19 protein-coding genes are annotated in these 23,348 nt (G+C 61.1%); 16 read left to right on the top strand and 3 right to left on the bottom strand.

Translation table 11 applies throughout. The annotated features are described in order from the left end of the window. Positions 1–171 precede the first annotated feature (171 nt). From AB4N64_RS08165 to nirD, 4 genes are all read left to right on the top strand, one after another. On the top strand, positions 172–1,083 hold the full coding sequence (locus tag AB4N64_RS08165; protein WP_460123973.1) for a hypothetical protein: 912 nt from the start codon (positions 172–174) through the stop codon (positions 1,081–1,083). A gap of 198 nt (positions 1,084–1,281) precedes the next feature. Next, entirely contained in the window at positions 1,282–2,436 is a 1,155-nt protein-coding gene (locus AB4N64_RS08170) for a DUF1624 domain-containing protein (RefSeq protein ID WP_460123976.1), read from the top strand. A gap of 347 nt (positions 2,437–2,783) precedes the next feature. Continuing rightward, positions 2,784–5,345, top strand: a complete 2,562-nt coding sequence (nirB, locus tag AB4N64_RS08175) for a nitrite reductase large subunit NirB (RefSeq protein WP_460123979.1) — start codon at positions 2,784–2,786, stop codon at positions 5,343–5,345. Then, a complete protein-coding gene (gene nirD / locus AB4N64_RS08180) occupies positions 5,345–5,713 on the top strand; it encodes a nitrite reductase small subunit NirD (RefSeq protein ID WP_010466122.1) in 369 nt (122 codons plus the stop codon). Before nirB ends, nirD begins: the two co-directional genes overlap by 1 nt. A gap of 21 nt (positions 5,714–5,734) precedes the next feature. Here the strand turns inward: nirD and AB4N64_RS08185 are convergent, their stop codons facing one another. Continuing rightward, the gene (locus AB4N64_RS08185; protein WP_010466120.1) at positions 5,735–6,367 is read right to left on the bottom strand and encodes a response regulator; all 633 of its coding nucleotides are present in this window, start codon (positions 6,365–6,367) and stop codon (positions 5,735–5,737) included. A gap of 27 nt (positions 6,368–6,394) precedes the next feature. Continuing rightward, the gene (locus tag AB4N64_RS08190; protein ID WP_010466118.1) at positions 6,395–7,756 is read right to left on the bottom strand and encodes a cache domain-containing protein; all 1,362 of its coding nucleotides are present in this window, start codon (positions 7,754–7,756) and stop codon (positions 6,395–6,397) included. Positions 7,757–8,233: 477 nt separating this feature from the next. On the opposite strand from AB4N64_RS08190, the gene AB4N64_RS08195 reads away from it, so the two are divergent. Both AB4N64_RS08195 and AB4N64_RS08200 read left to right on the top strand, forming a co-directional pair. Then, positions 8,234–10,291, top strand: a complete 2,058-nt coding sequence (locus AB4N64_RS08195; RefSeq protein WP_010466113.1) for a carbon starvation CstA family protein — start codon at positions 8,234–8,236, stop codon at positions 10,289–10,291. 14 nt (positions 10,292–10,305) lie between these two features. Continuing rightward, positions 10,306–10,503 carry a YbdD/YjiX family protein gene (locus tag AB4N64_RS08200; RefSeq protein WP_460123984.1) on the top strand — a complete coding sequence of 66 codons (198 nt, stop codon included), beginning with the start codon at positions 10,306–10,308 and terminating at the stop codon, positions 10,501–10,503. A 184-nt stretch (positions 10,504–10,687) separates the two neighbouring features. Here the strand turns inward: AB4N64_RS08200 and AB4N64_RS08205 are convergent, their stop codons facing one another. Next, positions 10,688–10,900, bottom strand: coding sequence for a DUF6555 family protein (locus tag AB4N64_RS08205; protein ID WP_010466110.1), 213 nt, complete (start codon positions 10,898–10,900; stop codon positions 10,688–10,690). 164 nt (positions 10,901–11,064) lie between these two features. Here AB4N64_RS08205 and AB4N64_RS08210 point away from each other — a divergent pair, with 164 nt between their 5' ends. The 10 genes from AB4N64_RS08210 (at position 11,065) to AB4N64_RS08255 (ending at position 23,285) form a co-directional block, all read left to right on the top strand. Continuing rightward, positions 11,065–11,508 carry a CopD family copper resistance protein gene (locus AB4N64_RS08210; RefSeq protein WP_460123987.1) on the top strand — a complete coding sequence of 148 codons (444 nt, stop codon included), beginning with the start codon at positions 11,065–11,067 and terminating at the stop codon, positions 11,506–11,508. A gap of 109 nt (positions 11,509–11,617) precedes the next feature. Next, complete coding sequence (locus tag AB4N64_RS08215; RefSeq protein ID WP_460123990.1) at positions 11,618–12,964, top strand: oxygen-independent coproporphyrinogen III oxidase; 1,347 nt, start codon at positions 11,618–11,620, stop codon at positions 12,962–12,964. Positions 12,965–12,984: 20 nt separating this feature from the next. After that, positions 12,985–14,367: an oxygen-independent coproporphyrinogen III oxidase gene (hemN, locus tag AB4N64_RS08220; RefSeq protein ID WP_460123993.1), complete on the top strand. Its 1,383-nt coding sequence runs from the start codon at positions 12,985–12,987 to the stop codon at positions 14,365–14,367. 109 nt (positions 14,368–14,476) lie between these two features. Continuing rightward, a complete protein-coding gene (nosR, locus tag AB4N64_RS08225; RefSeq protein WP_460123996.1) occupies positions 14,477–16,657 on the top strand; it encodes a transcriptional regulator NosR in 2,181 nt (726 codons plus the stop codon). Positions 16,658–16,710: 53 nt separating this feature from the next. Beyond that, positions 16,711–18,630, top strand: a complete 1,920-nt coding sequence (gene nosZ, locus AB4N64_RS08230) for a TAT-dependent nitrous-oxide reductase (protein ID WP_010466100.1) — start codon at positions 16,711–16,713, stop codon at positions 18,628–18,630. A gap of 27 nt (positions 18,631–18,657) precedes the next feature. Next, positions 18,658–19,947 (top strand): nitrous oxide reductase family maturation protein NosD, encoded by a 1,290-nt coding sequence (locus AB4N64_RS08235; RefSeq protein WP_460123999.1) that lies wholly within the window; start codon positions 18,658–18,660, stop codon positions 19,945–19,947. Continuing rightward, entirely contained in the window at positions 19,944–20,867 is a 924-nt protein-coding gene (locus tag AB4N64_RS08240) for an ABC transporter ATP-binding protein (RefSeq protein ID WP_460124002.1), read from the top strand. The genes AB4N64_RS08235 and AB4N64_RS08240 overlap by 4 nt, the downstream gene beginning before the upstream one ends. Then, the gene (locus tag AB4N64_RS08245) at positions 20,864–21,694 is read left to right on the top strand and encodes an ABC transporter permease (RefSeq protein WP_010466093.1); all 831 of its coding nucleotides are present in this window, start codon (positions 20,864–20,866) and stop codon (positions 21,692–21,694) included. Before AB4N64_RS08240 ends, AB4N64_RS08245 begins: the two co-directional genes overlap by 4 nt. Before the next feature lie 30 nt (positions 21,695–21,724). Then, positions 21,725–22,252: a nitrous oxide reductase accessory protein NosL gene (locus tag AB4N64_RS08250; protein ID WP_010466091.1), complete on the top strand. Its 528-nt coding sequence runs from the start codon at positions 21,725–21,727 to the stop codon at positions 22,250–22,252. Positions 22,253–22,541: 289 nt separating this feature from the next. Then, positions 22,542–23,285 carry an SDR family oxidoreductase gene (locus AB4N64_RS08255; RefSeq protein ID WP_010466089.1) on the top strand — a complete coding sequence of 248 codons (744 nt, stop codon included), beginning with the start codon at positions 22,542–22,544 and terminating at the stop codon, positions 23,283–23,285. Positions 23,286–23,348: the final 63 nt, after the last annotated feature.

The following is a 23,348-nucleotide window of genomic DNA, read 5'->3' on the forward strand; positions in this document are numbered from 1 at the left end:
GTATCAGGCACCCAGCGTTATCGTTGACGACCATCGCGAGCATGCTCGCTCCTACAGGTGGGTGTGCCGGGTCCGGATCCACTGATCCGCATTTTTTTATCCAGCCTGCTACTGTCGCCACGGCCGGCTCGCTTCTAAAGTCGAGGGGTGTCTCTCCAGGGAAACCCGCGCATGTACAGCCCGTTCGCTGTTCCAGGCTCCGCTCGCCGATTTCATGATCGTCTCTATGCCGGTGAGATCCTGCGTATCAACGATGCGCCTGCCATGGCCACCTTGGTCGAGCACACCCGGGCAATGCTTGAAGAAGCGCTGCATCCCTGGCCGCCGACCCACATCCATCGCCATCTGAACCACGAACAACAGACCGTGCTGTTCGCCAAATGCCAGGCCACCTTTGCCGGTTCTCGCGAGATTCAGGGGCTGTGGCGAGCGGTCATCGAAAGCCTGGGCCTTGAGGCGCAGGCACTGGCCTGCGACCGATTGCACCTGCGCTTCCAGCCGCACCGCGAAACTGATGCGCGTGCCTCACGGGCACGAGTGACGGCAACCATCGCATTCCACCGAGACACCTGGGGCTCGAACCTGTACGCGCAAACTAACTGGTGGGCTCCGATCTATCCGATCACGGCCGGGCGCACATTTGCGATTTATCCCGACCTCTGGCAACGAGCGTTGCGCAATTCCAGCGCCGATTTCGATATGCGCGCCATTCTCCAGCGCTCCCACCAGGACGGGCGCAACACGGTGGATGCCGATGAGGCCATCCCGCATTTGCTGGAGCCGATCGATGGGCAAGAGGGCATTGCGGTGCAAATCGAGCCGGGCAGCCTGATCGCCTTTTCCGGCGCGCACGCCCACGCCGGTGTCGGCAACAGTACGGGGCTGACGCGTATCTCGTTCGAAACCCGTTCGGTGTTGATCGCCGACGTCCTCGCCGGGCTCGGCGCGCCGAACATCGACGGAGATGCGCCCTGGCAGACCCCCGGATTATTTCGCCGGATGAGCGATGCCAAACGCTTGAACGATGTCCTGGGCTGTCACTTCATCGAACCCTACCAACGCTCCCACAGGGATTTGGGCTAAACACACATTCTGTGAGCGGCCCGGCCCCCTGTAGGAGCGAGCTTGCTCGCGATAGCGGTGGGGCAGTCAGCGTTGATGTCGGCGGGATTGATGCCATCGCGAGCCAGCTCGCTCCTACAGAAGGCTTCGGAAATGCTTGAGATGTTATAGGGTAACAATATAAGGTGCTCGCCCCCGTTCCTGTAATGCGAATACCCCATGACTCCGGCACCACCGCGTTCAACCGTCGTCCGGCTCCTGAGCATCGATGCACTCAGAGGCCTGGTGATTCTGTTCATGCTGCTCGATCACGTGCGCGAAACCTTCTTCCTGCACCATCAGGTGGGTGATCCCATGAGCGTTGCCACGACTGAACCCGCGTTGTTCTTGAGTCGCACCCTGGCGCACCTGTGTGCCCCGGTGTTCGTGCTGCTCACTGGCCTGTCGGCATGGCTGTCCGGCGAGAAGTACGCGGGCAAGGGCGACGTCTGTCGTTTCCTGTTCAACCGCGGGCTGTTTCTGGTGGTGCTCGAATTCACCCTGGTCAATTTCGCCTGGACCTTCCAGCTGCCGCCAAGCGTCATTTACCTGCAAGTGATCTGGGCCATCGGCCTGAGCATGATCGCGTTGTCGGCACTGGTCTGGCTGCCGCGCCCGGTCTTGTTGCTCCTGAGCGTTGTGATCATCGCCGGGCACAACCTGTTGGACACGCTGCATTTCCCGGTTGAATCGGCCATGCACATACCCTGGGCAATCTTGCATGATCGCGGTTGGATCGAATTGACCGATGGCCTGCGCCTGCGCACCTCCTATCCGCTGTTGCCGTGGATCGGCGTGATCGGCCTCGGCTACGCCATGGGGCCGTGGTTCGGGAAAATGGCCGATGTCGGCGCACGGCAACGCGCATTGCTGATCAGTGGTGTCGTCGGTCTGGCCGGGTTCGTTGCCCTGCGTTTGCTCAACGGCTATGGCGAAAAATCCTGGAGCGTGGGCGAGTCGTCCGTGCAAACGCTGATGAGTTTTTTGAACATCACCAAATACCCGCCGTCATTGTTGTTCCTGACCTTGACCCTCAGCGTCGGTTGCTTGCTGCTCCTGTGGTTTGAACGACAACGCCCCTGGTTGCGCCCGCTGGCGGTGTTCGGTTCGGCGCCGATGTTCTTCTACCTGTTGCACCTGTATGCGCTGAAAGTGCTGTACCTCATTGCGGTCGCGCTGTTCGGCCTGAACCAGGGCAACTGGTTTGGCTTCAGCTCGATAGGTGCGGTGTGGTTGACCGCGTTGTTGCTGGCCGTCGCCCTGTATCCACCGGTCAAGGCCTTTGCCGCATTGAAGGCGCGCCGTCGTGACCTTGCCTGGCTCAAATACCTTTGACCGTGCACTTTTATAAAGCCCCATTGCTGTGCGTTGCACTATGCGAAGGCAAAACTCTAGGGCGAGAGGGATTGGAGAGCTGACGCCCAAGTGCCCGTAAATCGGGGCGTTTGGCCACGCTCGAAGGAATCTGGCACAAACACTGCAATACACCTGGCAGGCCCACCACAAACGCAGTCGAGTGGGCAGCCCGCTTGGTCAACGACGATCGAAACAAGGGCAACATCGGTGGATCAGGCATAGCTGTCTGGGCTCAACACCGCAAAAGAACAGGCAAAGACGCCTGGAACCGCAAGGTTTCAGGCGTTTTTTTTTGCTTTTTGAACCGTTTTAGCCAGGTGCTCCTTATGAACTCCAATGTTGCCGCGTTGAACAAATTGCAAACGCTGATCGTGATCGGCAATGGCATGGTTGGCCATCACTGCGTCGAACAGTTGATCGAGAAGGGCGCGCTTGAGCACTACCACATTCATGTGTTCAGCGAAGAGCCGATGCGTGCCTACGATCGTGTGCATCTGTCGGAGTATTTCACCGGTCGCGACGCCGAATCCCTGGCCCTGGGTGATGCCGCGTTGTACCAGACACCCGGCGTGACCCTGCACCTGGGCGTGCCAGTGCTGGAAATCGAGCGTGCCACCCGCCATGTGGTCACCGCACAAGGCGGCATCGCCTACGACAAATTGATCCTGGCCACCGGCTCCTATCCGTTCGTGCCACCGGTGGAAGGTGCCGAGGGCAATTCGCGCCTGGTGTATCGCACCCTCGAAGACCTCGATGCCATCCGCGCCGCAGCCGCCAATGCCCGTCGTGGTGTGGTGGTCGGCGGTGGCCTGTTGGGCCTGGAAGCGGCCAATGCCCTGAAAAGCCTGGGCCTGGAAGCCCATGTGGTGGAATTCGCCCCGCGCCTGATGCCGGTGCAACTGGACGACATGGGTGGTCTTGCACTCAAGGCACAGATCGAACGCCTGGGCGTCGGTGTGCACCTGTCCCGTGCCACGCAGTCGATCAGCGCCGGTGACGAGTATCGCTATCGGATGAATTTCGCCAATGACGAGTTCCTCGAAACCGACCTGATCGTGTTCTCCGCCGGCATCCGTGCGCAAGACGCGCTGGCTCGCCAATGCGCGCTGGAGATCGGCCCGCGCGGCGGCGCCGTGATCGACAACCATTGCCTGAGCAGTGATCCGCACATCTACGCCATCGGTGAATGCGCCTCGTGGAACGGCAGCCTGTTCGGCCTGGTCGCGCCGGGCTACCAGATGGCGCGCAGCGTCGCTGCACAGTTGTGCAACGAAGTGGCAGAACCGTTCATGGGCGCCGACATGTCGACCAGACTCAAGCTGCTGGGTGTCGACGTTGGTTCGATCGGCGACGCCCAGGGCAGCACCCCGGGCTCGCGCAGCTTCCAGTTCGTCGATGAAGCCAGCGCCAGCTATCGCCGGTTGGTGGTGAGTGCCTGCGGCAAGTATGTGATCGGCGCGGTGCTGGTCGGCGACAACAGCTATTACGACACGCTGCTGCAATACGCGCAGAACGCCATCGCCTTGCCCGCGGAACCGGCCGGCCTGATCCTGCCGACCTCTGAAGGCGCGCCGACCCTGGGCCCAGGCGCTTTGCCGGAGTCAGCCACCATCTGTTCGTGCCACAACGTCACCAAGGGCTCGATCTGCTCAGCCATTGACGGCGGCTGCACCGACCTCGGTCTGCTCAAATCGCAAACCAAGGCCTGCACCGGTTGCGGCGGCTGCGCCGGGCTGCTCAAGCAGGTCTTCGAACATGAGCTGATCGCGCGCGGCGTCAGCGTCGACAAGAGCCTGTGCGAACATTTTGCCTACACCCGTCAGGAGTTGTACGCACTGGTGCGGGTGGAAGGGGTGATCAGCTTCGACGAACTGCTGGCCAAGCATGGCCGTGGCCACATTGGCTGCGACATCTGCAAGCCTGCCGTCGGTTCGATCCTCGCGTCCTGCTGGAATCAGCCGATCATGGACGCTTCGCTCGTGCCGTTGCAGGACACCAACGACACCTTCATGGCCAACATGCAGAAGAACGGCACGTATTCGGTGGTACCGCGCATTCCCGGTGGCGAAATCACCGCCGACAAGCTGATTGCGATTGGCGTGGTGGCGAAGAAATACGACCTCTACACCAAGATCACCGGCGGCCAGCGCATCGACCTGTTCGGCGCGCAGTTGCATGAGTTGCCGGACATCTGGGCCGAGTTGATTGAAGCCGGTTTCGAAACCGGGCATGCCTACGGCAAGTCGACCCGCACGGTCAAATCCTGCGTCGGCAGCACCTGGTGCCGCTACGGCGTGCAGGACAGCGTGCAAATGGCCCTGACCCTCGAAGACCGTTACAAAGGCCTGCGCTCACCGCACAAGCTCAAGTTCGCGGTGTCCGGTTGCACTCGCGAATGCGCTGAAGCGCAGAGCAAGGACGTTGGCGTGATCGCCACTGAGAAGGGCTGGAACCTCTACATCGCTGGCAACGGCGGCATGCGCCCCCGTCACGCCGAGCTGTTCGCCACAGACCTGGACGACGACACCCTGATCCGCTACATCGACCGCTTCCTGATGTTCTACATCCGCACCGCCGACAAGCTGCAACGCACTTCGGTATGGCGCGAAAGCCTGGAAGGCGGCCTGGACTACCTCAAGGACGTGATCATCCACGACAGCCTGGGACTGGGCGCCGAGCTCGAATCGCAGATGCAACTGGTGGTGGACCGCTACGAATGCGAGTGGGCCAACGCCCTGCAAGACCCGGAAAAACTCAAGCGTTTCCGCACCTTCGTCAACGACAAACGCCCGGACCCGGACATTCACTTTGTCCAGGAACGGGGTCAGCGGCGCCCGATCATGGCCGCCGAACTCAACCTTATCCCGGTCACCGAGGAGACAGTCTGATGAGCCAATTCAATACCCAACGCGTGCAAGCGCTCGACACCTGGCAAACCGTGTGCGGTCAACAGGATCTGGTCAGCAACTCCGGCGTGGTGGTCTGGCTGGACGGTGCCCAGGTGGCGCTGTTCTACCTGCCCGGCGCCGAGGGCAAGACCTTGTACGCCATCGACAACCATGACCCGCAATCCGGGGCCAACGTGATCGGTCGTGGCCTGGTGGGCAGCATCAAGGGTGACCTGGTAGTGGCGTCACCGATCTACAAGCAGCATTTTCGCCTGGAAGACGGCAGTTGCCTGGAGTACCCGCAACAACGCCTGCGCGTCTGGCCGGTGCGGTTGAACGGTGACGCGGTCGAGGTCGGTGTGTACTGATGTTGAAACCCAGGGCAGGGCTTACCGGGAAATGATCCCGTGATCGATGGCGTACTTGACCAGCGCCGCCGGCTTGTCGATGTTGAGCTTGCGGCGGATGCTCAGGCGGTGGGTTTCCACGGTGCGTACGCTGATGTCGAGGTCGCGGGCCATTTCCTTGTTGTTCATGCCCTGGACCATTTTGTACAGCACCTGACTTTCACGCGGCGTCAGTTCATTGTCGGTGTTCTTGTCGGCGATCAAGCGTTGGGCGATCTCGGCGCTGTAGAAAGTGCCGCCGCTGGCAATCGCCTCGATCGCGGCGATGATTTCCCGTGACGGGGCGTTTTTCAGCACGTAGCCGCTGGCGCCGGAGCGCACGGATTCGCTCACATATTCGTAATTGTCGTACATGCTCAGCACCAGCACTTTCAGCGCCGGATATTGGCTGCGCAGCAGGCGGGTCAGTTCCAGGCCGTTGATGTCCTGGAGGCCGATGTCCACCAGCAGCAGGTCCGGCTGGCAGCGCCCGACCATCTCGATGGCGTCGGCGCCGTTCTCGGCTTCACCGACCACTTCCAGCGGGGCCATGACCGACAACAGCGCCTTGATGCCGTCGCGGACCAGCGAGTGATCGTCGACCAGTGCGACGCGGATCGGGGAGGGCAGGTTCATCACGGGCATCTCTCTCTTGTTGTCGGGTCAGCGCTTGGCGCCGGGGACTTGCATGGGCAGCAGCACGTCCAGTTCACTTCTTCCGGGCACCGAGATCAGGTCGAATCGTCCGCCGAAATGCTCGACACGCTCACGCATGTTGCGCAGGCCAATCCCGGCCTGGCGCCGCTCGACCTGGGCGACATTGAAGCCGACGCCGTCATCGATGACCGTCAAGCGTATGGATTGTGCCGTGCCGTGCAGGTCGATGGAGACGTTTTTCGCCTGGGCGTGTCGTTCAATGTTGGTCAGGGCCTCCTGGACGATGCGAAACAGCGCCACCGCCGCGCCCTCAACCAGGTCGCAATCGAATTCATTGTCGTTGTAGGTGACGCTCAGGCCACTGCGCTGCTCGAATTCTTCGGCAAGCTGACCGATGGCGGCGGCCAGCCCCAGGGTGTCGAGCAGGGAAGAACGCAGGTCATGGGACAGGCTGCGCACTTCGCCTATCGCTTCGCCGAGACGTTCGGTGGCGTCCTTCAGGATGCCCAGGCCACGGTCCTCGCCCTTTTCCAGGACCAGGCCGGCCAGCTCGAACTGGAACTTGATGGAGACCAGCACCTGGCTGATGCCGTCGTGCAACTCGCGGGACACCCGCGAGCGCTCCTCTTCCTGCAAGCTGACGATACGCTGGGTGAGGCGTTGCAGTTTTTTATCCGCCAGCCGGTGCTCGCTGACGTTGAGTGTCATGCCGCTGGCGAACACGAACAACACCGCCACCAGGGCGACGGCGGCAATGGCCAGCATGGTCGTGCGGATACCTTGTGCCACCTCGTCGCGGGCCTGCTGGGTGGCGCGTTCGACGTCTTCCAGGTAAATACCGGTGCCGAGCATCCAGCCCCAGCGATCGAGCATCACCACGTAGGCCAGTTTGTCGGTGACCTGGCCGGAGGAGGGCTTGTTCCAGGCGTAGCGCTGGAAACCTTCGCCCGATTGCGCGCTTTGCAACAGGGCCTGGATCACCGGCAAGCCGTGGGGGTCTTTCATGTCCCACAGATACTGGCCGACCAGTTCCGATTGGCGCGCATGCATCAGGCTGCGGCCCTCGTGGTCGTAGACGAAGAAGTAGCCGTTGATGCCGAAACTGAGCTTGCGCAGATCCTCCAGCACCTGTTGCTGGGCGCGGGCGTCGCCACGGCCTTCGTCGTACAGCGGCGCGATCAGGCTCTTGGCCATTTCCACGTAGTTCTTAAGTTCTGCACGTTTGCTGGCCAGGATGCTGTCTTCGATCAACTGCGCCTGCTGGTCGCCCAACTGACGGTTGAGCGAAATCACCAACGCGCAGATGACCGCAATCGCCAACACCAACGGCAGGATCCCGAGCGCGACGATTTTGTGTTTGAGTTGCATGGAGACTCCTGCGCGATTTTTTTCTTCTTCTGTAGGAGCGAGCATGCTCGCGATGAACGCAACGACACCGCGGGGTGTCGGGCTCCCAGCGTTATCGTTGACGACCATCGCGAGCATGCTCGCTCCTACAGGGGACCTGCTTCGGGCCGGCATCATAGGCCAAAGAGATGCCCGTGGAGTAGCGCTACCGGGCAGCCGGTCGATACGCGAATCCTGTGGGAGCGGGCTTGCCCGCGATGGCGGTGTGTCATTCAACATGGATGCCGGCTGACCCACCGCTATCGTCGGAACGCCGCCCGGAGCAAGCCCGCTCCCACAAGGATTCCGCGCCTCTACGTAGTACTACGTAGAGACCGCGTACGTAGTTACGCGGATTTATTTGTAGACGCCATGCGCAGATATTGGGCCAGCTCCGTATTGCGGACACAATTATAAAAATTACCGCCGCAGTCACAAGCTGTCGGCAGGAGACACGCTATGCCCCGTCTGGCTAAACACCTCGCCTGGTTTGCCGTGGCTGTTCTGGGAGCGTTCGCGCTGAGTGTCGTGGCCCTGCGCCGCGGCGAAGCGATCAACGCCCTCTGGATCGTAGTCGCGGCCGTCGCCATTTACCTCGTTGCCTACCGCTACTACAGCCTGTTCATCGCCAACAAGGTGATGCAACTGGACCCCAATCGAGCCACGCCCGCCGTGCTCAACAACGACGGTCTGGACTTTGTTCCAACCAACAAACACGTACTCTTCGGTCACCACTTCGCCGCCATCGCGGGCGCGGGGCCACTCGTCGGTCCGGTCCTGGCCGCGCAGATGGGCTACCTGCCCGGCGTCTTGTGGCTGATCGCCGGCGTGGTGCTGGCCGGTGCGGTGCAGGACTTCATGGTCCTGTTCCTCTCCACTCGCCGCAACGGTCGCTCCCTGGGCGACATGGTCCGTGAGGAAATGGGCCGCATCCCCGGCACCATCGCCCTGTTTGGCTGCTTCCTGATCATGATCATCATCCTCGCGGTGCTGGCGCTGATCGTGGTCAAGGCCCTGGCCGAGAGCCCGTGGGGCATCTTCACCGTCATGGCGACCATCCCGATCGCGATGTTCATGGGGGTTTACATGCGCTACATCCGCCCGGGTCGCATTGGCGAAATCTCGGTGATCGGCGTGCTGTTGCTGCTCGGTTCCATTTGGCTGGGCGGGCAGATTGCTGCCGATCCGGTCTGGGCCAAGGCCTTCACCTTCACCGGGATTCAGATCACCTGGATGCTGATTGGCTATGGTTTTGTCGCTGCCGTTCTGCCGGTGTGGCTGATCCTGGCGCCGCGTGACTACCTCTCCACCTTCCTGAAAATCGGTACCATCGTTGCCCTGGCAATCGGCATCCTGATCACCATGCCCGAGTTGAAAATGCCGGCGTTGACTCAGTTCGTCGACGGCACTGGCCCGGTCTGGAAGGGCGGTCTGTTCCCATTCCTGTTCATCACCATCGCCTGTGGCGCGGTATCGGGTTTCCATGCGCTGATCGCTTCGGGCACCACGCCCAAGTTGCTGGCCAATGAAAGCCATGCCCGTTACATCGGTTACGGCGGCATGCTGATGGAGTCCTTCGTCGCCATCATGGCCATGGTTGCCGCCTCGGTGATCGAACCGGGCGTGTACTTCGCCATGAACAGCCCGGCAGCCGTCGTCGGTGCCGACGCCGTTTCCGTGGCGCAGACCGTCAGCAGCTGGGGTTTCGTGATTACCCCCGAAGCGCTGCAAGCGGTGGCCAAGGACATCGGTGAAACCACCATCCTGGCCCGTGCCGGCGGTGCGCCGACCCTGGCGGTCGGTATCGCGCAGATCCTGCACCACGTCCTGCCGGGTGAAAACACCATGGCGTTCTGGTACCACTTCGCGATCCTGTTCGAAGCGCTGTTCATCCTGACTGCGGTCGATGCCGGCACCCGTGCCGGGCGCTTCATGCTGCAGGACCTGCTGGGCTCCTTCGTGCCGGCACTGAAACGCACCGAATCCTGGACCGCCAACCTGATCGCCACCGCCGGTTGTGTCGCCATGTGGGGTTACCTGCTTTACCAGGGCGTGATCGACCCGCTGGGTGGCATCAACACCCTGTGGCCGCTGTTTGGTATCTCCAACCAGATGCTGGCCGGTATCGCGCTGATGCTGGCGACCGTCGTGCTGATCAAGATGAAGCGCCAGCGCTACGTCTGGGTCACCATGTTGCCTGCGGTGTGGCTGCTGATCTGCACCACCTCCGCCGGTTTCATCAAGCTGTTCGACGCCAACCCGGCAATCGGCTTCCTGGCGCTGGCCCGGAAATACAGCGACGCCTTGGCCAACGGTCAGGTCCTGGCCCCGGCCAAGAGCATCGACCAGATGCAGCACGTGATCTACAACGCCTACACCAATGCGACGTTGACCGCGCTGTTCCTGCTGGTGGTGTTCAGCATCCTGTTCTTCGCCCTCAAGGTTGGCGTCGCCGCCTGGGGCACCAAGGAACGTACGGATAAAGAAGCACCGTTCCAGGCCGTACCGGATGCGTGAGCGAGGAGTGCAGCATGTTCAATGACCTGAGTCGCCTGGGTAAGTACCTTGGGCAAGCTGCACGCCTGATGGTCGGCATGCCCGACTACGACACCTACGTCGAGCACATGCAGTACAAGCACCCGGACCAGCCGGTGATGGGCTACGAGGTGTTCTTCCGGGAGCGCCAGGAAGCCCGTTACGGCAGCAAGGCGGGACCGAAGTGTTGTTGAACAAGCAGCCTGGTTGATGCAATACCTGGGTTGATGCAGTACCCCTGTGGGAGCGGGCTTGCCCGCGATGGCAATCTGTCAGTGGCTACTATGTTGGCTGACACACCACCATCGCGGGCAAGCCGAATCGTCGCACCGCCGCTCCCACATTGGTTTCCACAATGGTTCGAAATTCCGGCAATGGCTACGGCAACTCTTCCCACCTGACCTCGGTCAACCCGGCTTCCTCGGCATACACCCGTGGCTGCTCGCTTCCGTCGCCATAGAACACACCGATGTCCGCATGCAAACACGCGTAATACCACGCGTCGTCGTCAGTCATGTGCGTGTCCGGCTGGACGAACACTCGCCGAGAATCGTTCAAGCGGTAGGTGATTTCAAAATGCCGTGGGCGCATCAACCGTTCTCTTCGGGGGATGTGTGTCCGACAGTGGTGGCCTCGTGCCAGTTCCGTATTATTTGCTTGTGCCCCTCCCTTGGCGCTTTCTTGATTGGCATCAACCGGACCAATCGACGGCTTGGTTAAGCTGCAGCAAGGCCCGACTTGAGCGCCAGACCACCATGCTCTATCCGCTGTTTCTCACCCTGCACCTATTCGCCGCGCTGATCTTCATCGGCACGGTATTCTTCGAGGTGCTGTTTCTGGAAAACATCCGCAAGCGATTGCCGGCCAAGGTGATGCTGCTGGTCGAGGAGGGCGTGGCGCGCCGGGCTCGGCAGTTGATGCCTTGGGTGTTGCTGGTGTTGTTCGGTGCGGGCGTCGGCATGGTGGGGTTGCGTTACCTGCCGGTGCTGGCGGCGCCGCTGGCTTCGTCGTTTGGCACCTTGCTGATGCTGAAAATACTCGCCGCGATCAGTGTGCTCGGGCACTTCGCAACGGCCATGCTGCTGTTCAAGACCGGGCGCATGAAGGCCCGTTACGTGCATTTCATCCACACCAGCGTGTTCTGCCACATGGTGCTCATCGTTTTGCTGGCCAAAGGCATGTTCTACCTGACGTGGTGACCGGTCGTCCGCTCCTTTAAAGACGTGGCCTGCAGCTTGATACAAGTCAAGGAGCGTTGTTCGACAATCCCGGACACTGAAGGCCTGCGACCCGTCTCGGAGACCTGTCATGCTCGATTTCTTTCCAACACCCGGCGAGCCGGTCGCTCGCTGCGATCAGGGCGTACTCGACCCCAACTGTCATTCCGATACCCAGAAATTTCACACTGGGATCGGCTCCCTGGACCTGCTGCGCGCCGTGCGTGTCAGCCGCCAGAAGCGCCGGCCGCTGTCGCTCAACGTGCAATTGCCGTCCAACCTCAAACCGTCCTTTTGCACGCAGTCCGATGCTGTCGGCGAGCAAGGGGCCATCGAGCAGTACTTTGATCATCTGAAACGCGAAATTGACCTGGTCGGTTGCCACCTCAGCCCCGATCAACGGGTCGAGCAGTTCCACCTGGGCGGCGGTACGCCCGGCATCGCCCATCTGCAGCAGTTGATGAATCATTTGCGTCGGCGTTTCCATTTCCTCGAGCATGAGTCCGGCGACTACAGTGCCGAAGTGGACTTGCAGCACACCGACTGGGCGATCATGGGCGCTTTGCGCGAACAGGGCTTCAACCACGTCAGCATCGGCGTGCCGGACATCGACGGCGAGTGCGAGCGCTCGGTGGCCTGCTACCAGAATCCGGCCCCGATCAACTCCCTGATCGACGCCGCGCGCACTTTCGGGTTTCGCTCGGTCAATGTCGACCTGGGCTTTGGCCATGCCTGGCAAACACCGGACAGTTTTGCCCTGAAGCTCAAGACCATCGTCGAACTGGAGCCAGACCGGTTGATGGTGTTCGACTATGCCCGACCTCCGCGCCGCTACCGGCCAATGATCGGCGACAAGGTCCGGGCGTTGTGCAGCCAGGACGACAAGGGCGCGATGCGCCAGATCTGCTTCGAGCAATTGATCGCCGCCGGATACCACTACATCGGCATGGGCCAGTTCGTGCGGCCAGACGATGATTTGGCCATTGCACAGGAACGCGGTCGCCTGCGCCGTACCTGTGACGGTTTCACCCGTCACGGTTTCTGCGATCACATCGGTTTTGGTCTGGGCGCGATCAGCCAGATCGACGACCTGTACACGCAGAACGCCGACGAGATCGCACATTACCAGCGCCACCTGGGCAATAACCAACTGCCGACGTCCCGGGGGTGGCGCTTCGAGACGGGGGAGCAGATCCGTCACACGGTCACGGAACGGCTGGCGTGTGATCTGGAATTGGATATCCGTGCTATCGAACGCCGCTATGGGCTGGTGTTTCCCCGCTATTTCGCCTCGGTCTGGCCACTGCTCGAGCAATTGAATCGCGACGGCCTGATTGAATTGTCGGATCGTTTTCTCAGTATTCTTCCCGCCGGTCGGCAGGAAGTGGATGTCATCTGCAATCTGTTCGAAAAAGAACTGGGCAGTGCACGGCATTAATCTTTTTGTGAGTGGATGTCATGAAATCTGTGTTCAATCGCGCCCTGGTAGAAAAATACGATCGCCCAGGGCCGCGCTACACCTCCTACCCGACGGCGCCACAGTTTCACCAGGCGTTTGCCGTCGACGACTACCAGCAAGCGGCGCGTGCCAGCAACCAGGCACCAACGCCCAAACCGTTGTCGGTGTATATCCACATTCCGTTCTGCAAGAGCCTTTGTTATTACTGCGCGTGCAACAAGATCATTACCCAGAAAACCCATCGCGCCGTCGAATACCTGACCTACCTCAAGCGTGAAATCGCCATGCAGGCGGCCTTGTTCGACAGCACCCGCAAGCTCACGCAGTTGCACCTGGGCGGCGGAACCCCAACCTATTTGACCAGCGAGCAACTGGCCGACCTGATGGCGTGCCTGCACCAGTCCTTCGACATGGACGACAGCGACAACCACGAGTTTTCCATCGAGGTCGATCCGCGCACCATCAGCACCGAACGCATTCAGACCCTGCGCCAGCTCGGTTTCAATCGCCTGAGCTTTGGCGTGCAGGACTTCGATCCGCACGTGCAAGCCGCCGTCAATCGCCAGCAAAGCGAAGAGCAGATTTATGCCTTGGTCGCGGCGGCACGAGAGGCGCACTTCAAATCGATCAGCGTCGACCTGATCTACGGCCTGCCGTTGCAAACAGTGAGCAGTTTTGATGTCACCCTGGGCAAGATCATCGCCTTGCGCCCGGATCGCATTGCCGCCTACAGCTACGCGCACCTGCCGGAGATGGTACGCGCGCAACGGCTGATCCGACCCGAGGACATGCCACCACCGGAACGCAAGCTCGAGCTGCTGGAGCTGACCATTCGCCGCCTGACTGACGCCGGTTACGTCTACATCGGCATGGACCACTTCGCCTTGCCGGATGATGAACTGACCCTGGCCCGTAGCCGCGGCACCTTGCAACGCAACTTCCAGGGTTACTCGACCCATGCCGATTGCGATCTGATCGGCCTGGGCGTGTCGTCGATCGGCAAGGTTGGTGACAGCTACAGCCAGAGCGTCAAGGAGCTTTCGCAGTACTACGCTCGCATCGATCAGGGGTTGCTGCCGGTGCATCGTGGCTATCGCCTGACCGACGATGACGTGTTGCGTCGCGAAGTGATCAGCGATTTGATGTGCCACGGGCGCATCGATTTCGCCAAGTTCGAGGCTCGCCATGGCATCTGCTTCAACGAGTATTTCGCCGATGCGCTGGCGCAACTCGAAGAGCATGTGCGCGACGGTCTGCTGCAAATTCACTCCGACGAACTGGTGCTGTTGTCCCAGGGTCATTTGATGATGCGCAGCGCCGCCATGGCCTTTGATGCCTACTTGGGCGGCGAACAGAAGGGGCGTTTTTCCCGTACCGTTTGAACCCCTGGAGCTTTCTGCGCCGGGGTTTTGGGTTGAGTTGATTTCGGTCAAGGGCATGTGGCTCATTGCTACCTAAGATGGCCGCAAGCCCATTGAAATCAGCCAGCCCATGACAGCCCAGCCGCTTTTAAGACAGGTCTTCCCACGCTACTGGAGCGTTGGGTTGGTGGTGATGGTGCTGTTGATGGTCGCCGCATTTGCGACGGTGCAAGCCAAGTCCTATGGCGACATCGAGCGCCAGCGCATCGACAAGGTGTTCCCGCAGACGGACAAGGTCTCGGAGCCGGAAGGCAAGTTCAAGGTGCGCACCATCTCCGCAGCAGGGAAGGTGGTCGGTTACGTCTTCCAGAGCCTCGACGTGGTGGACATTCCGGCCTACTCCGGCAAGCCGATCAATACCCAGGTAATCCTCGATACGGCCGGCGTGATCCAGGACGCCTATGTGCTGGAACACCACGAGCCCATCCTGCTGATTGGCATTCCCGAAGAAAAACTCCACGGTTTCAGCGCGCGCTACAAAGGCATCAAGGTCACGCAGCGGGTGGTGGTCGGCCGCTCCAGCGACACGAGCGCCGTGACAGTGGATGCCATCGCCGGCGCCACGGTGACCGCCATGGTGGTCAACGAAGTGATCATGCGCGCTGCCCATGATGTGGCCGTGTCGCTCAAGCTGGTGGCCGATACCGGTGGAATGCGGAAAAAACCGGCCATCGTGCGCCAGGACGTTTACCAGCCCGCCACCTGGGAGCAGCTCACCGGTGACGGCTCGATCCGCCGCCTCAACCTGACCCGTGGCCAGGTCGACGCCGCCTTCAAGGGCACCGAAGCCGAAGGCGTGGAAAATGCCAGCCCCGATCAGGTCAACGACACCTTCATCGATCTGTACACCGCCGACCTCAACCCGCCGACCATTGGCCGTGCATTGCTGGGCGACAACCAATATCGCTTCCTGATGCAAGAGCTCAAGCCGGGCGAGCAGGCCATCGCCGTACTCGGCCGTGGGCAGTATTCGTTCAAGGGCTCGGGCTACGTGCGCGGCGGGATCTTCGATCGGGTGCAATTGCGCCAGTTCGGCAACGTCATCAGCTTCCGCGACATGGACCATCAACGGCTGTCCGACGTGTTCGCCCAAGGCATGCCGGAATTCGATGAGCTGTCGGTGTTCATCGTTCGCAAGGCTGCCGCGTTCGATCCAGGTTCGCCGTGGTCGCTGGAACTGCTGGTGCGCCGGCAGACCGGGCCGGTCAACGGTATCTTCAGCAGCTTCGAAGTGGGTTACCAACTGCCCGAACAGTACATCGAGCGCCCGGCGCCGACCGCAGAAGAACTGGCGGCCGTCGAGGAAGCCAACCGGCCGATGTGGTTGAACATCTGGTATCAGAAGCAATTCCAGATCGCCGTGCTGGCCAGCGCGCTGTTGTTGCTGACCGCCATCCTGTTCCTGCAGGACAAGTTCACCCGCCAGCCGCGCTTCCTGCATTGGCTGCGCCGTGGCTACCTGATGTTCACCGTGGTGTTCATGGGGTGGTATGCCCTGGGGCAACTGTCGGTGGTCAACGTGCTGACGTTCGTCCACGCGCTGTTCCAGAACTTCCGTTGGGAGCTGTTCCTCACCGATCCCTTGATTTTCATGCTCTGGGTGTTCACGGCCGCGAGCATCCTGCTGTGGGGCCGTGGTGTGTTCTGCGGCTGGCTGTGTCCGTTCGGCGCGTTGCAGGAGCTCATCAACGAGGCCGCGCGCAAGCTGAAAATCCCGCAATACGAATTGCCGTTCGCCGTGCATGAGCGGCTGTGGGCGATCAAGTACATCATTTTGCTGCTGCTGTTCGGTCTCTCGCTGGAATCGATGTCCACCGCCGAACAATTCGCTGAAGTCGAACCCTTCAAGACCGCCATCACCCTGCGCTTCGACCGCCAGTGGTGGTTCGTGCTCTACGCGGTGGCGTTGCTGGTCATCAACATTTTTACGCGCAAGGTTTACTGCCGCTACATCTGCCCGCTGGGCGCGGCACTGGCGATCCCGACCAAGCTGCGCCTGTTCGACTGGCTCAAGCGGCGCAAGGAGTGCGGCAACCCTTGTCAGTTGTGCGCCAAGGAATGCGAGATCCAGGCCATCCATCCCGATGGCCGGATCAATGCCAACGAGTGCCACTACTGCCTCGATTGCCAGATGACTTATCACAACGACAACAAATGCCCGCCGCTGATCAACAAGCGCAAGAAGCGCAACAAGTCAGCACCGGTCACAGCACAACTGATCCCCGTCGTGGAAGTCGTCGCTTCTGAATGATTTCCATGAGCGCACCTGCGCAGTGTCCGTTTCCCTTCAAGGAGTAACGCAAGATGAGCGATAAAGAATCCAAAAAAGCCGGACAGGAAGAAGAGCAGGCGGGCCTGAGCCGGCGCGGCTTCCTGGGTGGTAGCGCCATGACCGGTGCGGTGCTGGCGGGCGCCACGGCCCTGGGTGGAACCGTGTTCACCCGTGAATCCTGGGCGGCGGCGGTCAAGGACGCGCAGTCGAAAATCCATGTGGGTCCCGGCGAGCTCGACGAGTACTACGGCTTCTGGAGCGGCGGTCACCAGGGTGAAGTGCGCGTCCTGGGCGTGCCGTCCATGCGTGAGTTGATGCGTATTCCGGTGTTCAACGTCGACTCCGCCACCGGTTGGGGCCTGACCAACGAAAGCAAGGCGATCCTGGGCGACAGTGCCAAGTACCAGAATGGCGACTGCCACCACCCGCACATCTCCATGACCGACGGCAAGTACGACGGCAAATACCTGTTCATCAATGACAAGGCCAACTCGCGCGTCGCGCGTATCCGCCTGGACATCATGAAGTGCGACAAGATTCTCACCGTGCCGAACGTGCAAGCAATCCACGGTCTGCGCCTGCAAAAAGTGCCGTACACCAAATACGTGTTCGCCAACGCCGAGTTCATCATTCCGCATCCCAATGATGGTCACACGTTCGACCTGCAGGACAAAAACAGCTACACCATGTTCAACGCCATCGACGCCGAGAAAATGGAGATGGCGTTCCAGGTGATCGTCGACGGCAACCTCGATAACTCCGATGCCGATTACTCGGGCAAGTACGCGGCGTCGACCTGCTACAACTCGGAAAAGGCTTTCGACCTTGGCGGCATGATGCGCAACGAGCGCGACTGGGTGGTGGTGTTCAACATCCCGCGCATCGAGGCAGCGATCAAGGCCGGTAAATTCACGACGCTACCCGGCTCCAAAGTGCCGGTGGTCGACGGTCGCAAGACCGATGGCAAGGATTCCGAATTTACCCGCTACATCCCCGTGCCAAAGAACCCGCATGGTTGCAACACGTCCTCCGATGGCAAGTATTTCATTGCTGCCGGCAAACTCTCGCCCACCGTATCGATGATCGAGATTGCCCGTCTGGATGATCTGTTCAACGACAAGATCAAGGACCCCCGCGAGGTCATCGCCGCCGAGCCGGAGTTGGGCCTTGGCCCGCTGCACACCACCTTCGACGGTCGCGGCAATGCCTACACCACGCTGTTCATCGACAGCCAGGTGGTGAAGTGGAACATGGCCGATGCCGTGCGTGCCTACAAGGGCGAGAAGGTCAACTACATCAAGCAAAAGCTCGATGTGCACTACCAGCCAGGCCACAACCATGCGTCCCTGACCGAAACCAGTGAAGCTGACGGCAAGTGGCTGGTGGTGTTGTGCAAATTCTCCAAGGACCGCTTCCTGCCAACCGGCCCGCTGCACCCGGAAAACGACCAGTTGATCGACATTTCCGGCGAAGAAATGAAACTGGTGCACGACGGTCCGGCATTCGCCGAGCCCCACGACTGCATCCTGGCGCGCCGCGACCAGATCAAGACCAAGAAGATCTGGGACCGCAACGACCCGTTCTTCGCTCCGACCGTGGCGCGGGCCAAGAAAGACGGGATCAACCTGGAGACCGACAACAAGGTCATTCGCGACGGCAAGAAAGTGCGGGTCTACATGACCTCCATGGCACCGGCGTACGGGCTGACCGAGTTCACCGTCAAGCAGGGCGACGAAGTCACCGTGACCATCACCAACATTGACCAGATCGAGGACGTGTCCCACGGTTTTGTCATGACCAACCACGGCGCGAGCATGGAGATCAGCCCGCAGCAAACGTCGTCCATCACCTTCAAGGCTGACCAGCCTGGCGTGCATTGGTACTACTGCAGCTGGTTCTGCCATGCGTTGCACATGGAAATGGTCGGCCGCATGCTGGTCGAACCGGCCTGACGGGTGGTTGAGGACAGGAGTGCAGCGATGACCGCAATCTTGGGCAACCCGATCAAGGTGATCGCGTTCGCGCTCCTGTCGATGTCCGGCAGTGCGTTGGCCGTGCAACCCATTACCGATCTGCCGCTGCAACAGGACGCGCAGCAACGCTGGCACCTGCCGGCGGGCGAGTATCGAGGCTCGTTCAGCGTCGATTCGCCGATGCAGATCGTCTGTGAGCCCGGCGCTGTGTTTCAGGCGCAGGGGCAGGGGAATGGGGTGACGGTCAGCGCACCCGACGTGACGATCGAGGGCTGTACCTTTCTCGATTGGGGGCATGATCTCACCGCCATGAACTCGGCGGTGTTCCTGCAACCCAAGGCCCGGGGTGCCGTGATCAAGGGCAACCGCATGCAAGGGCAGGGCTTTGGTATCTGGGTCGACAGTACCCACGATGCCAGCCTGATCGACAACGACATTCAGGGTGATCCGACGCTGCGCTCGCAGGATCGCGGCAATGGCATTCACCTGTATGCCGTGCGGGGGGCCAAAGTCATTGGCAACCATGTACGCGAAGCCCGCGATGGCATCTACATCGACACCTCCAACGGCAACCTGCTGCAAGGCAACACGCTCGAAGACCTTCGTTATGGCGTGCACTACATGTTCGCCAACGACAACCAGGTCATCGACAACATCACCCGCCGCACCCGCACCGGCTATGCCCTTATGCAAAGCCGCAAGCTGACGGTGACCGGCAACCGCTCCGAACAGGATCAGAACTACGGGATCCTGATGAACTACATCACCTATTCGACCTTGCGGGACAACTTCGTCAGTGACGTGCGCGACGGCTCCACCGGCGACACCATGATCACCGGCGCCGAAGGCAAGGCGTTGTTCATCTACAACTCGCTGTTCAACAGCATCGAACACAACCACTTCGAGCGCAGCGCCGTAGGCATCCACCTCACGGCCGGCTCGGAGGACAACCGCATCGCCGACAACGCCTTTGTCGGCAACCAGCGCCAGGTCAAGTACGTCGCCACCCGTTTGCAGGAATGGTCGATCGACGGCCGGGGCAACTACTGGAGCGACTACCTGGGCTGGGACCGCAATAACGACGGCCTGGGCGATATCGCCTACGAACCCAACGACAACGTCGACCGCCTGCTGTGGATGTACCCTCAGGTACGCCTGCTGATGAACAGCCCGGGCATCGAGTTGTTGCGCTGGGTGCAACGGGCGTTTCCGGTGATGAAGTCGCCGGGCGTGATGGACAGCCATCCGCTGATGAAATCGACCACTGAAACACTGATCAAGGAGCCCATCGGATGAATGTCATCGACATCGAAGGCGTCAGCCAGCGCTATGGGCAGACCACCGTTTTGCATGATTTGAACCTGAGCCTGGGCGAGGGCGAAGTGTTGGGCCTGTTCGGCCATAACGGTGCGGGCAAGACCACCAGCATGAAACTGGTGCTCGGTTTGCTGGAAGCCAGCGACGGCCAGGTGCGGGTATTTGGCCGCCAGCCCAGCGATCCGCACGTGCGGCGTCTGCTCGGTTACCTGCCGGAGAACGTGACGTTTTATCCGCAGATGAGCGGCCTGGAAACCTTGCGCCATTTTGCCCGCCTCAAGGGCGCTTCGAACGCTCAGGTGGACCAGTTGCTGGAGGAGGTCGGCCTGGCGGCTGCGGCGCGCAGGCGTGTGAAGACCTACTCCAAGGGCATGCGTCAACGGCTCGGCCTGGCCCAGGCGCTGCTGGGCGAGCCTCGCCTGTTGCTGCTGGACGAGCCGACCGTCGGCCTCGATCCGATTGCCACCCAGGACCTGTACCGCCTGCTCGACCGCCTGCGGGGCCAGGGCACCAGCATCATCATCTGCTCCCACGTGCTGCCGGGGGTCGAGGCGCACATCAACCGCGCCGCGATCCTGACCCAGGGCCGGCTGCTGGCGCTCGGCAGCCTGCGCAAGTTGCGCGAAGACGCGGGCCTGCCGACGCTGATCCGTGCCAACGGCCTAAAGCGCGCAGGGTCCTTGCAGACTTCCTGGAACATCGACGGGCACGTCACCCAGCGCTGGGGCGTGGAAGGGCTGGAAGTGGCGGCGCTCAATGGCAGCAAGCTGCGCCTGTTGCGTCAGCTACTCAACGAGGACGACCCAAGCGACGTGGAAATTGCCCCTCCGTCCCTGGAAGACCTCTATCGCTATTACATGGGGCAGGCCGGTGTACACGCCAAGGGAGAGACCGCATGAACCCAATCTGGAACATGGCCCGCAAGGAGTTCAGCGATGGCCTGCGCAACCGCTGGTTGCTGGCGATCAGCCTGTTGTTCGCGGTGCTGGCCACTGGCATTGCCTGGCTGGGTGCAGCGGCGTCCGGGCAACTGGGGTTCACCTCGGTGCCGGCGACCATCGCCAGCCTCGCCAGCCTGGCGACGTTCCTGATGCCGCTGATTGCCTTGCTGCTGGCTTATGACGCCATCGTCGGCGAGGACGAAAGCGGCACCTTGCTGTTGCTGCTCACGTATCCGCTGGGGCGCGGGCACATCCTGCTCGGCAAGTTCATCGGCCACGGCGGCATCCTCGCGCTGGCGACGCTGCTGGGTTTTGGCTGCGCGATGCTGGCGATCGCGGTGCTGGTCGACGACGTCGAACTGAGCCTGCTGGTCTGGGCATTTGGTCGCTTCATGCTGTCGTCGACCTTGCTCGGTTGGGGCTTTCTGGGGCTCGCCTATGTGCTGAGCAGCGTCTCGGCCGAGAAATCCACCGCAGCCGGGCTGGCGCTGGGGGTGTGGTTCTTTTTTGTGCTGGTGTTCGACCTGGCGCTGCTGGCATTGCTGGTGCTCAGCGAAGGGCAGTTCAACCCCAAGGTGCTGCCTTGGTTGCTGTTGCTCAACCCGGCTGACGTCTATCGCTTGATCAATCTGTCCGGTTTCGATGGCGGCGCCACGACCGCCGGGGTGCTGACCCTGGGCAGCGATCTGCCGCTGCCGGGCGCCATGCTCTGGCTGTGCCTGTTGTTGTGGGTGGCGGCGCCGCTGGGTGCGGCCTGGCTGCTGTTCCGTCGCCGGGCGACCTGAATTCCTGTCTTGAAATGTTTGGAGTTGACGATGAGTACGCTTTATCTGAGAACCGTGGGCGCGGTGGCGGGCTTGATGGCTTGCCTGTTGCTGACCGGCTGTGACAAACCGGTCGAAGCCAGCAACAGCCTGCAGCCCGTCGCGTTTCATTCCAGTGACGAATGCCATGTCTGCGGCATGATCATCGGCGAGTTTCCGGGGCCCAAAGGCGAAGTGGTCGAGCGCAGCGGCGTGAAGAAATTCTGCAGCACGGCAGAAATGATTGGCTGGTGGCTACAGCCGGAGAACCAACACCGCGGTGCGAAACTGTATGTGCACGACATGGGCCGCGTGGCGTGGGACAAGCCCGATGATGCGCAATTGATTGATGCCAGGGATGCGTTCTACGTGGTGGGCACCCAACTCAAGGGCGCGATGGGGGTGGTGCTGGCGTCGTTCTCCAGCAAGCACATGGCTGACAAACTGGCCGAAGAGCAGGGTGGGCGGGTGTTGCGCTTCAGCGAGATCGACCAGTCTGTACTGCAGCAGCCGGGGATGGCTGGTCATTCGATGCATTGAGGGTGACTGACACACTGCTATCGCGAGCAAGCTCGCTCCTACACTGTATCCCTGGTGTTCACAACCACCGGGACCACTGAAGATCCCTGTGGGAGCGGGCTTGCCCGCGAAGAGGCCATGTCAGGCGACATCAATTCTGAGTAAATGTGCTCCCACAAAAGCTTCTGCCGTTCACAAATCGCCATTTTGAAAATCTGATCGCCGTCAAGTCGATATTCCCCCGCATGTTCAAAGATGAGCTCCCGTAAGGTCGCGAGTGCCCGGCATCGTCGATGCCCAGGAGAACATGATGAAAACCGAGTTTCAGGATCGTTTGGCGGTGATCACCGGCGCCAGTTCCGGCATTGGCCTGGCCTTGTGTGCGGCGCTGTTGCCGCGTGGGGTGAAGGTATTGGCCATGTCGCGGACGGTGGGGGAGTTGCCAACCTTGCAGCAGATCTATGGCGAGCGTTTGCAATGGCTGGCCGGCGATGTGACCTCTGAACTGGATTTGCAGGCGCTGGCGCGACGTGCAGCGGCGCTGGGACCGGTGGATTACCTGGTGCCGAATGCGGGCATTGCCGAAATGGCCGACAGTCTCGATTTGTCTGCCTTTGAGCGTCAGTGGGCAGTGAACGGGGCGGGTGCGCTGAATACGTTGGCGGCGTTGCGCGGTGAACTGGCGAGTCCGGCGTCGGTGGTGTTCGTTGGCAGTTTTCTCACCGGATCGAGCTTCCCCGGCTTGGCCGCCTGCATCGCCAGCAAGGCCGCACTGGCAGCGCAGGCGCGTACTTTGGCGGTGGAGTTTGCCCCTTGTGATGTGCGCATCAACCTGGTTTCACCAGGCCCGACCGCCACCCCGATGTGGGACAACCTTGGCCTGAGCGACGGCGAGCTCGACAATGTCGCCGATCACCTGGGCAAGCGCTTGCTGCCCGGGCATTTCCTCGATGCCGCTGCGGTGGCCAACGTGATCGTCTTCCAGCTCTCCCAAGGCGCACGCGGCGTGTACGGCCAGGATTGGCGGGTGGATCACGGTTATACCCTGGCCTGAAAAAACGCCGCGTCTCCTGTAGGAGCGAGCATGCTCGCGATGGACGCCAGAACACCGCGGTGC

The organism is Pseudomonas sp. S2_C03 (assembly GCF_054668405.1).

What these genes read in the sequence shown, in the direction of transcription:
- AB4N64_RS08165 (WP_460123973.1), top strand. Translation starts at nt 172, where the DNA reads ATGTACAGCCCGTTCGCTGTTCCAGGCTCCGCTCGCCGATTTCATGAT.
- AB4N64_RS08170 (WP_460123976.1), top strand. Translation starts at nt 1,282, where the DNA reads ATGACTCCGGCACCACCGCGTTCAACCGTCGTCCGGCTCCTGAGCATC.
- nirB (WP_460123979.1), top strand. Translation starts at nt 2,784, where the DNA reads ATGAACTCCAATGTTGCCGCGTTGAACAAATTGCAAACGCTGATCGTG.
- nirD (WP_010466122.1), top strand. Translation starts at nt 5,345, where the DNA reads ATGAGCCAATTCAATACCCAACGCGTGCAAGCGCTCGACACCTGGCAA.
- AB4N64_RS08185 (WP_010466120.1), bottom strand. Translation starts at nt 6,367, where the DNA reads ATGAACCTGCCCTCCCCGATCCGCGTCGCACTGGTCGACGATCACTCG.
- AB4N64_RS08190 (WP_010466118.1), bottom strand. Translation starts at nt 7,756, where the DNA reads ATGCAACTCAAACACAAAATCGTCGCGCTCGGGATCCTGCCGTTGGTG.
- AB4N64_RS08195 (WP_010466113.1), top strand. Translation starts at nt 8,234, where the DNA reads ATGCCCCGTCTGGCTAAACACCTCGCCTGGTTTGCCGTGGCTGTTCTG.
- AB4N64_RS08200 (WP_460123984.1), top strand. Translation starts at nt 10,306, where the DNA reads ATGTTCAATGACCTGAGTCGCCTGGGTAAGTACCTTGGGCAAGCTGCA.
- AB4N64_RS08205 (WP_010466110.1), bottom strand. Translation starts at nt 10,900, where the DNA reads ATGCGCCCACGGCATTTTGAAATCACCTACCGCTTGAACGATTCTCGG.
- AB4N64_RS08210 (WP_460123987.1), top strand. Translation starts at nt 11,065, where the DNA reads ATGCTCTATCCGCTGTTTCTCACCCTGCACCTATTCGCCGCGCTGATC.
- AB4N64_RS08215 (WP_460123990.1), top strand. Translation starts at nt 11,618, where the DNA reads ATGCTCGATTTCTTTCCAACACCCGGCGAGCCGGTCGCTCGCTGCGAT.
- hemN (WP_460123993.1), top strand. Translation starts at nt 12,985, where the DNA reads ATGAAATCTGTGTTCAATCGCGCCCTGGTAGAAAAATACGATCGCCCA.
- nosR (WP_460123996.1), top strand. Translation starts at nt 14,477, where the DNA reads ATGACAGCCCAGCCGCTTTTAAGACAGGTCTTCCCACGCTACTGGAGC.
- nosZ (WP_010466100.1), top strand. Translation starts at nt 16,711, where the DNA reads ATGAGCGATAAAGAATCCAAAAAAGCCGGACAGGAAGAAGAGCAGGCG.
- AB4N64_RS08235 (WP_460123999.1), top strand. Translation starts at nt 18,658, where the DNA reads ATGACCGCAATCTTGGGCAACCCGATCAAGGTGATCGCGTTCGCGCTC.
- AB4N64_RS08240 (WP_460124002.1), top strand. Translation starts at nt 19,944, where the DNA reads ATGAATGTCATCGACATCGAAGGCGTCAGCCAGCGCTATGGGCAGACC.
- AB4N64_RS08245 (WP_010466093.1), top strand. Translation starts at nt 20,864, where the DNA reads ATGAACCCAATCTGGAACATGGCCCGCAAGGAGTTCAGCGATGGCCTG.
- AB4N64_RS08250 (WP_010466091.1), top strand. Translation starts at nt 21,725, where the DNA reads ATGAGTACGCTTTATCTGAGAACCGTGGGCGCGGTGGCGGGCTTGATG.
- AB4N64_RS08255 (WP_010466089.1), top strand. Translation starts at nt 22,542, where the DNA reads ATGAAAACCGAGTTTCAGGATCGTTTGGCGGTGATCACCGGCGCCAGT.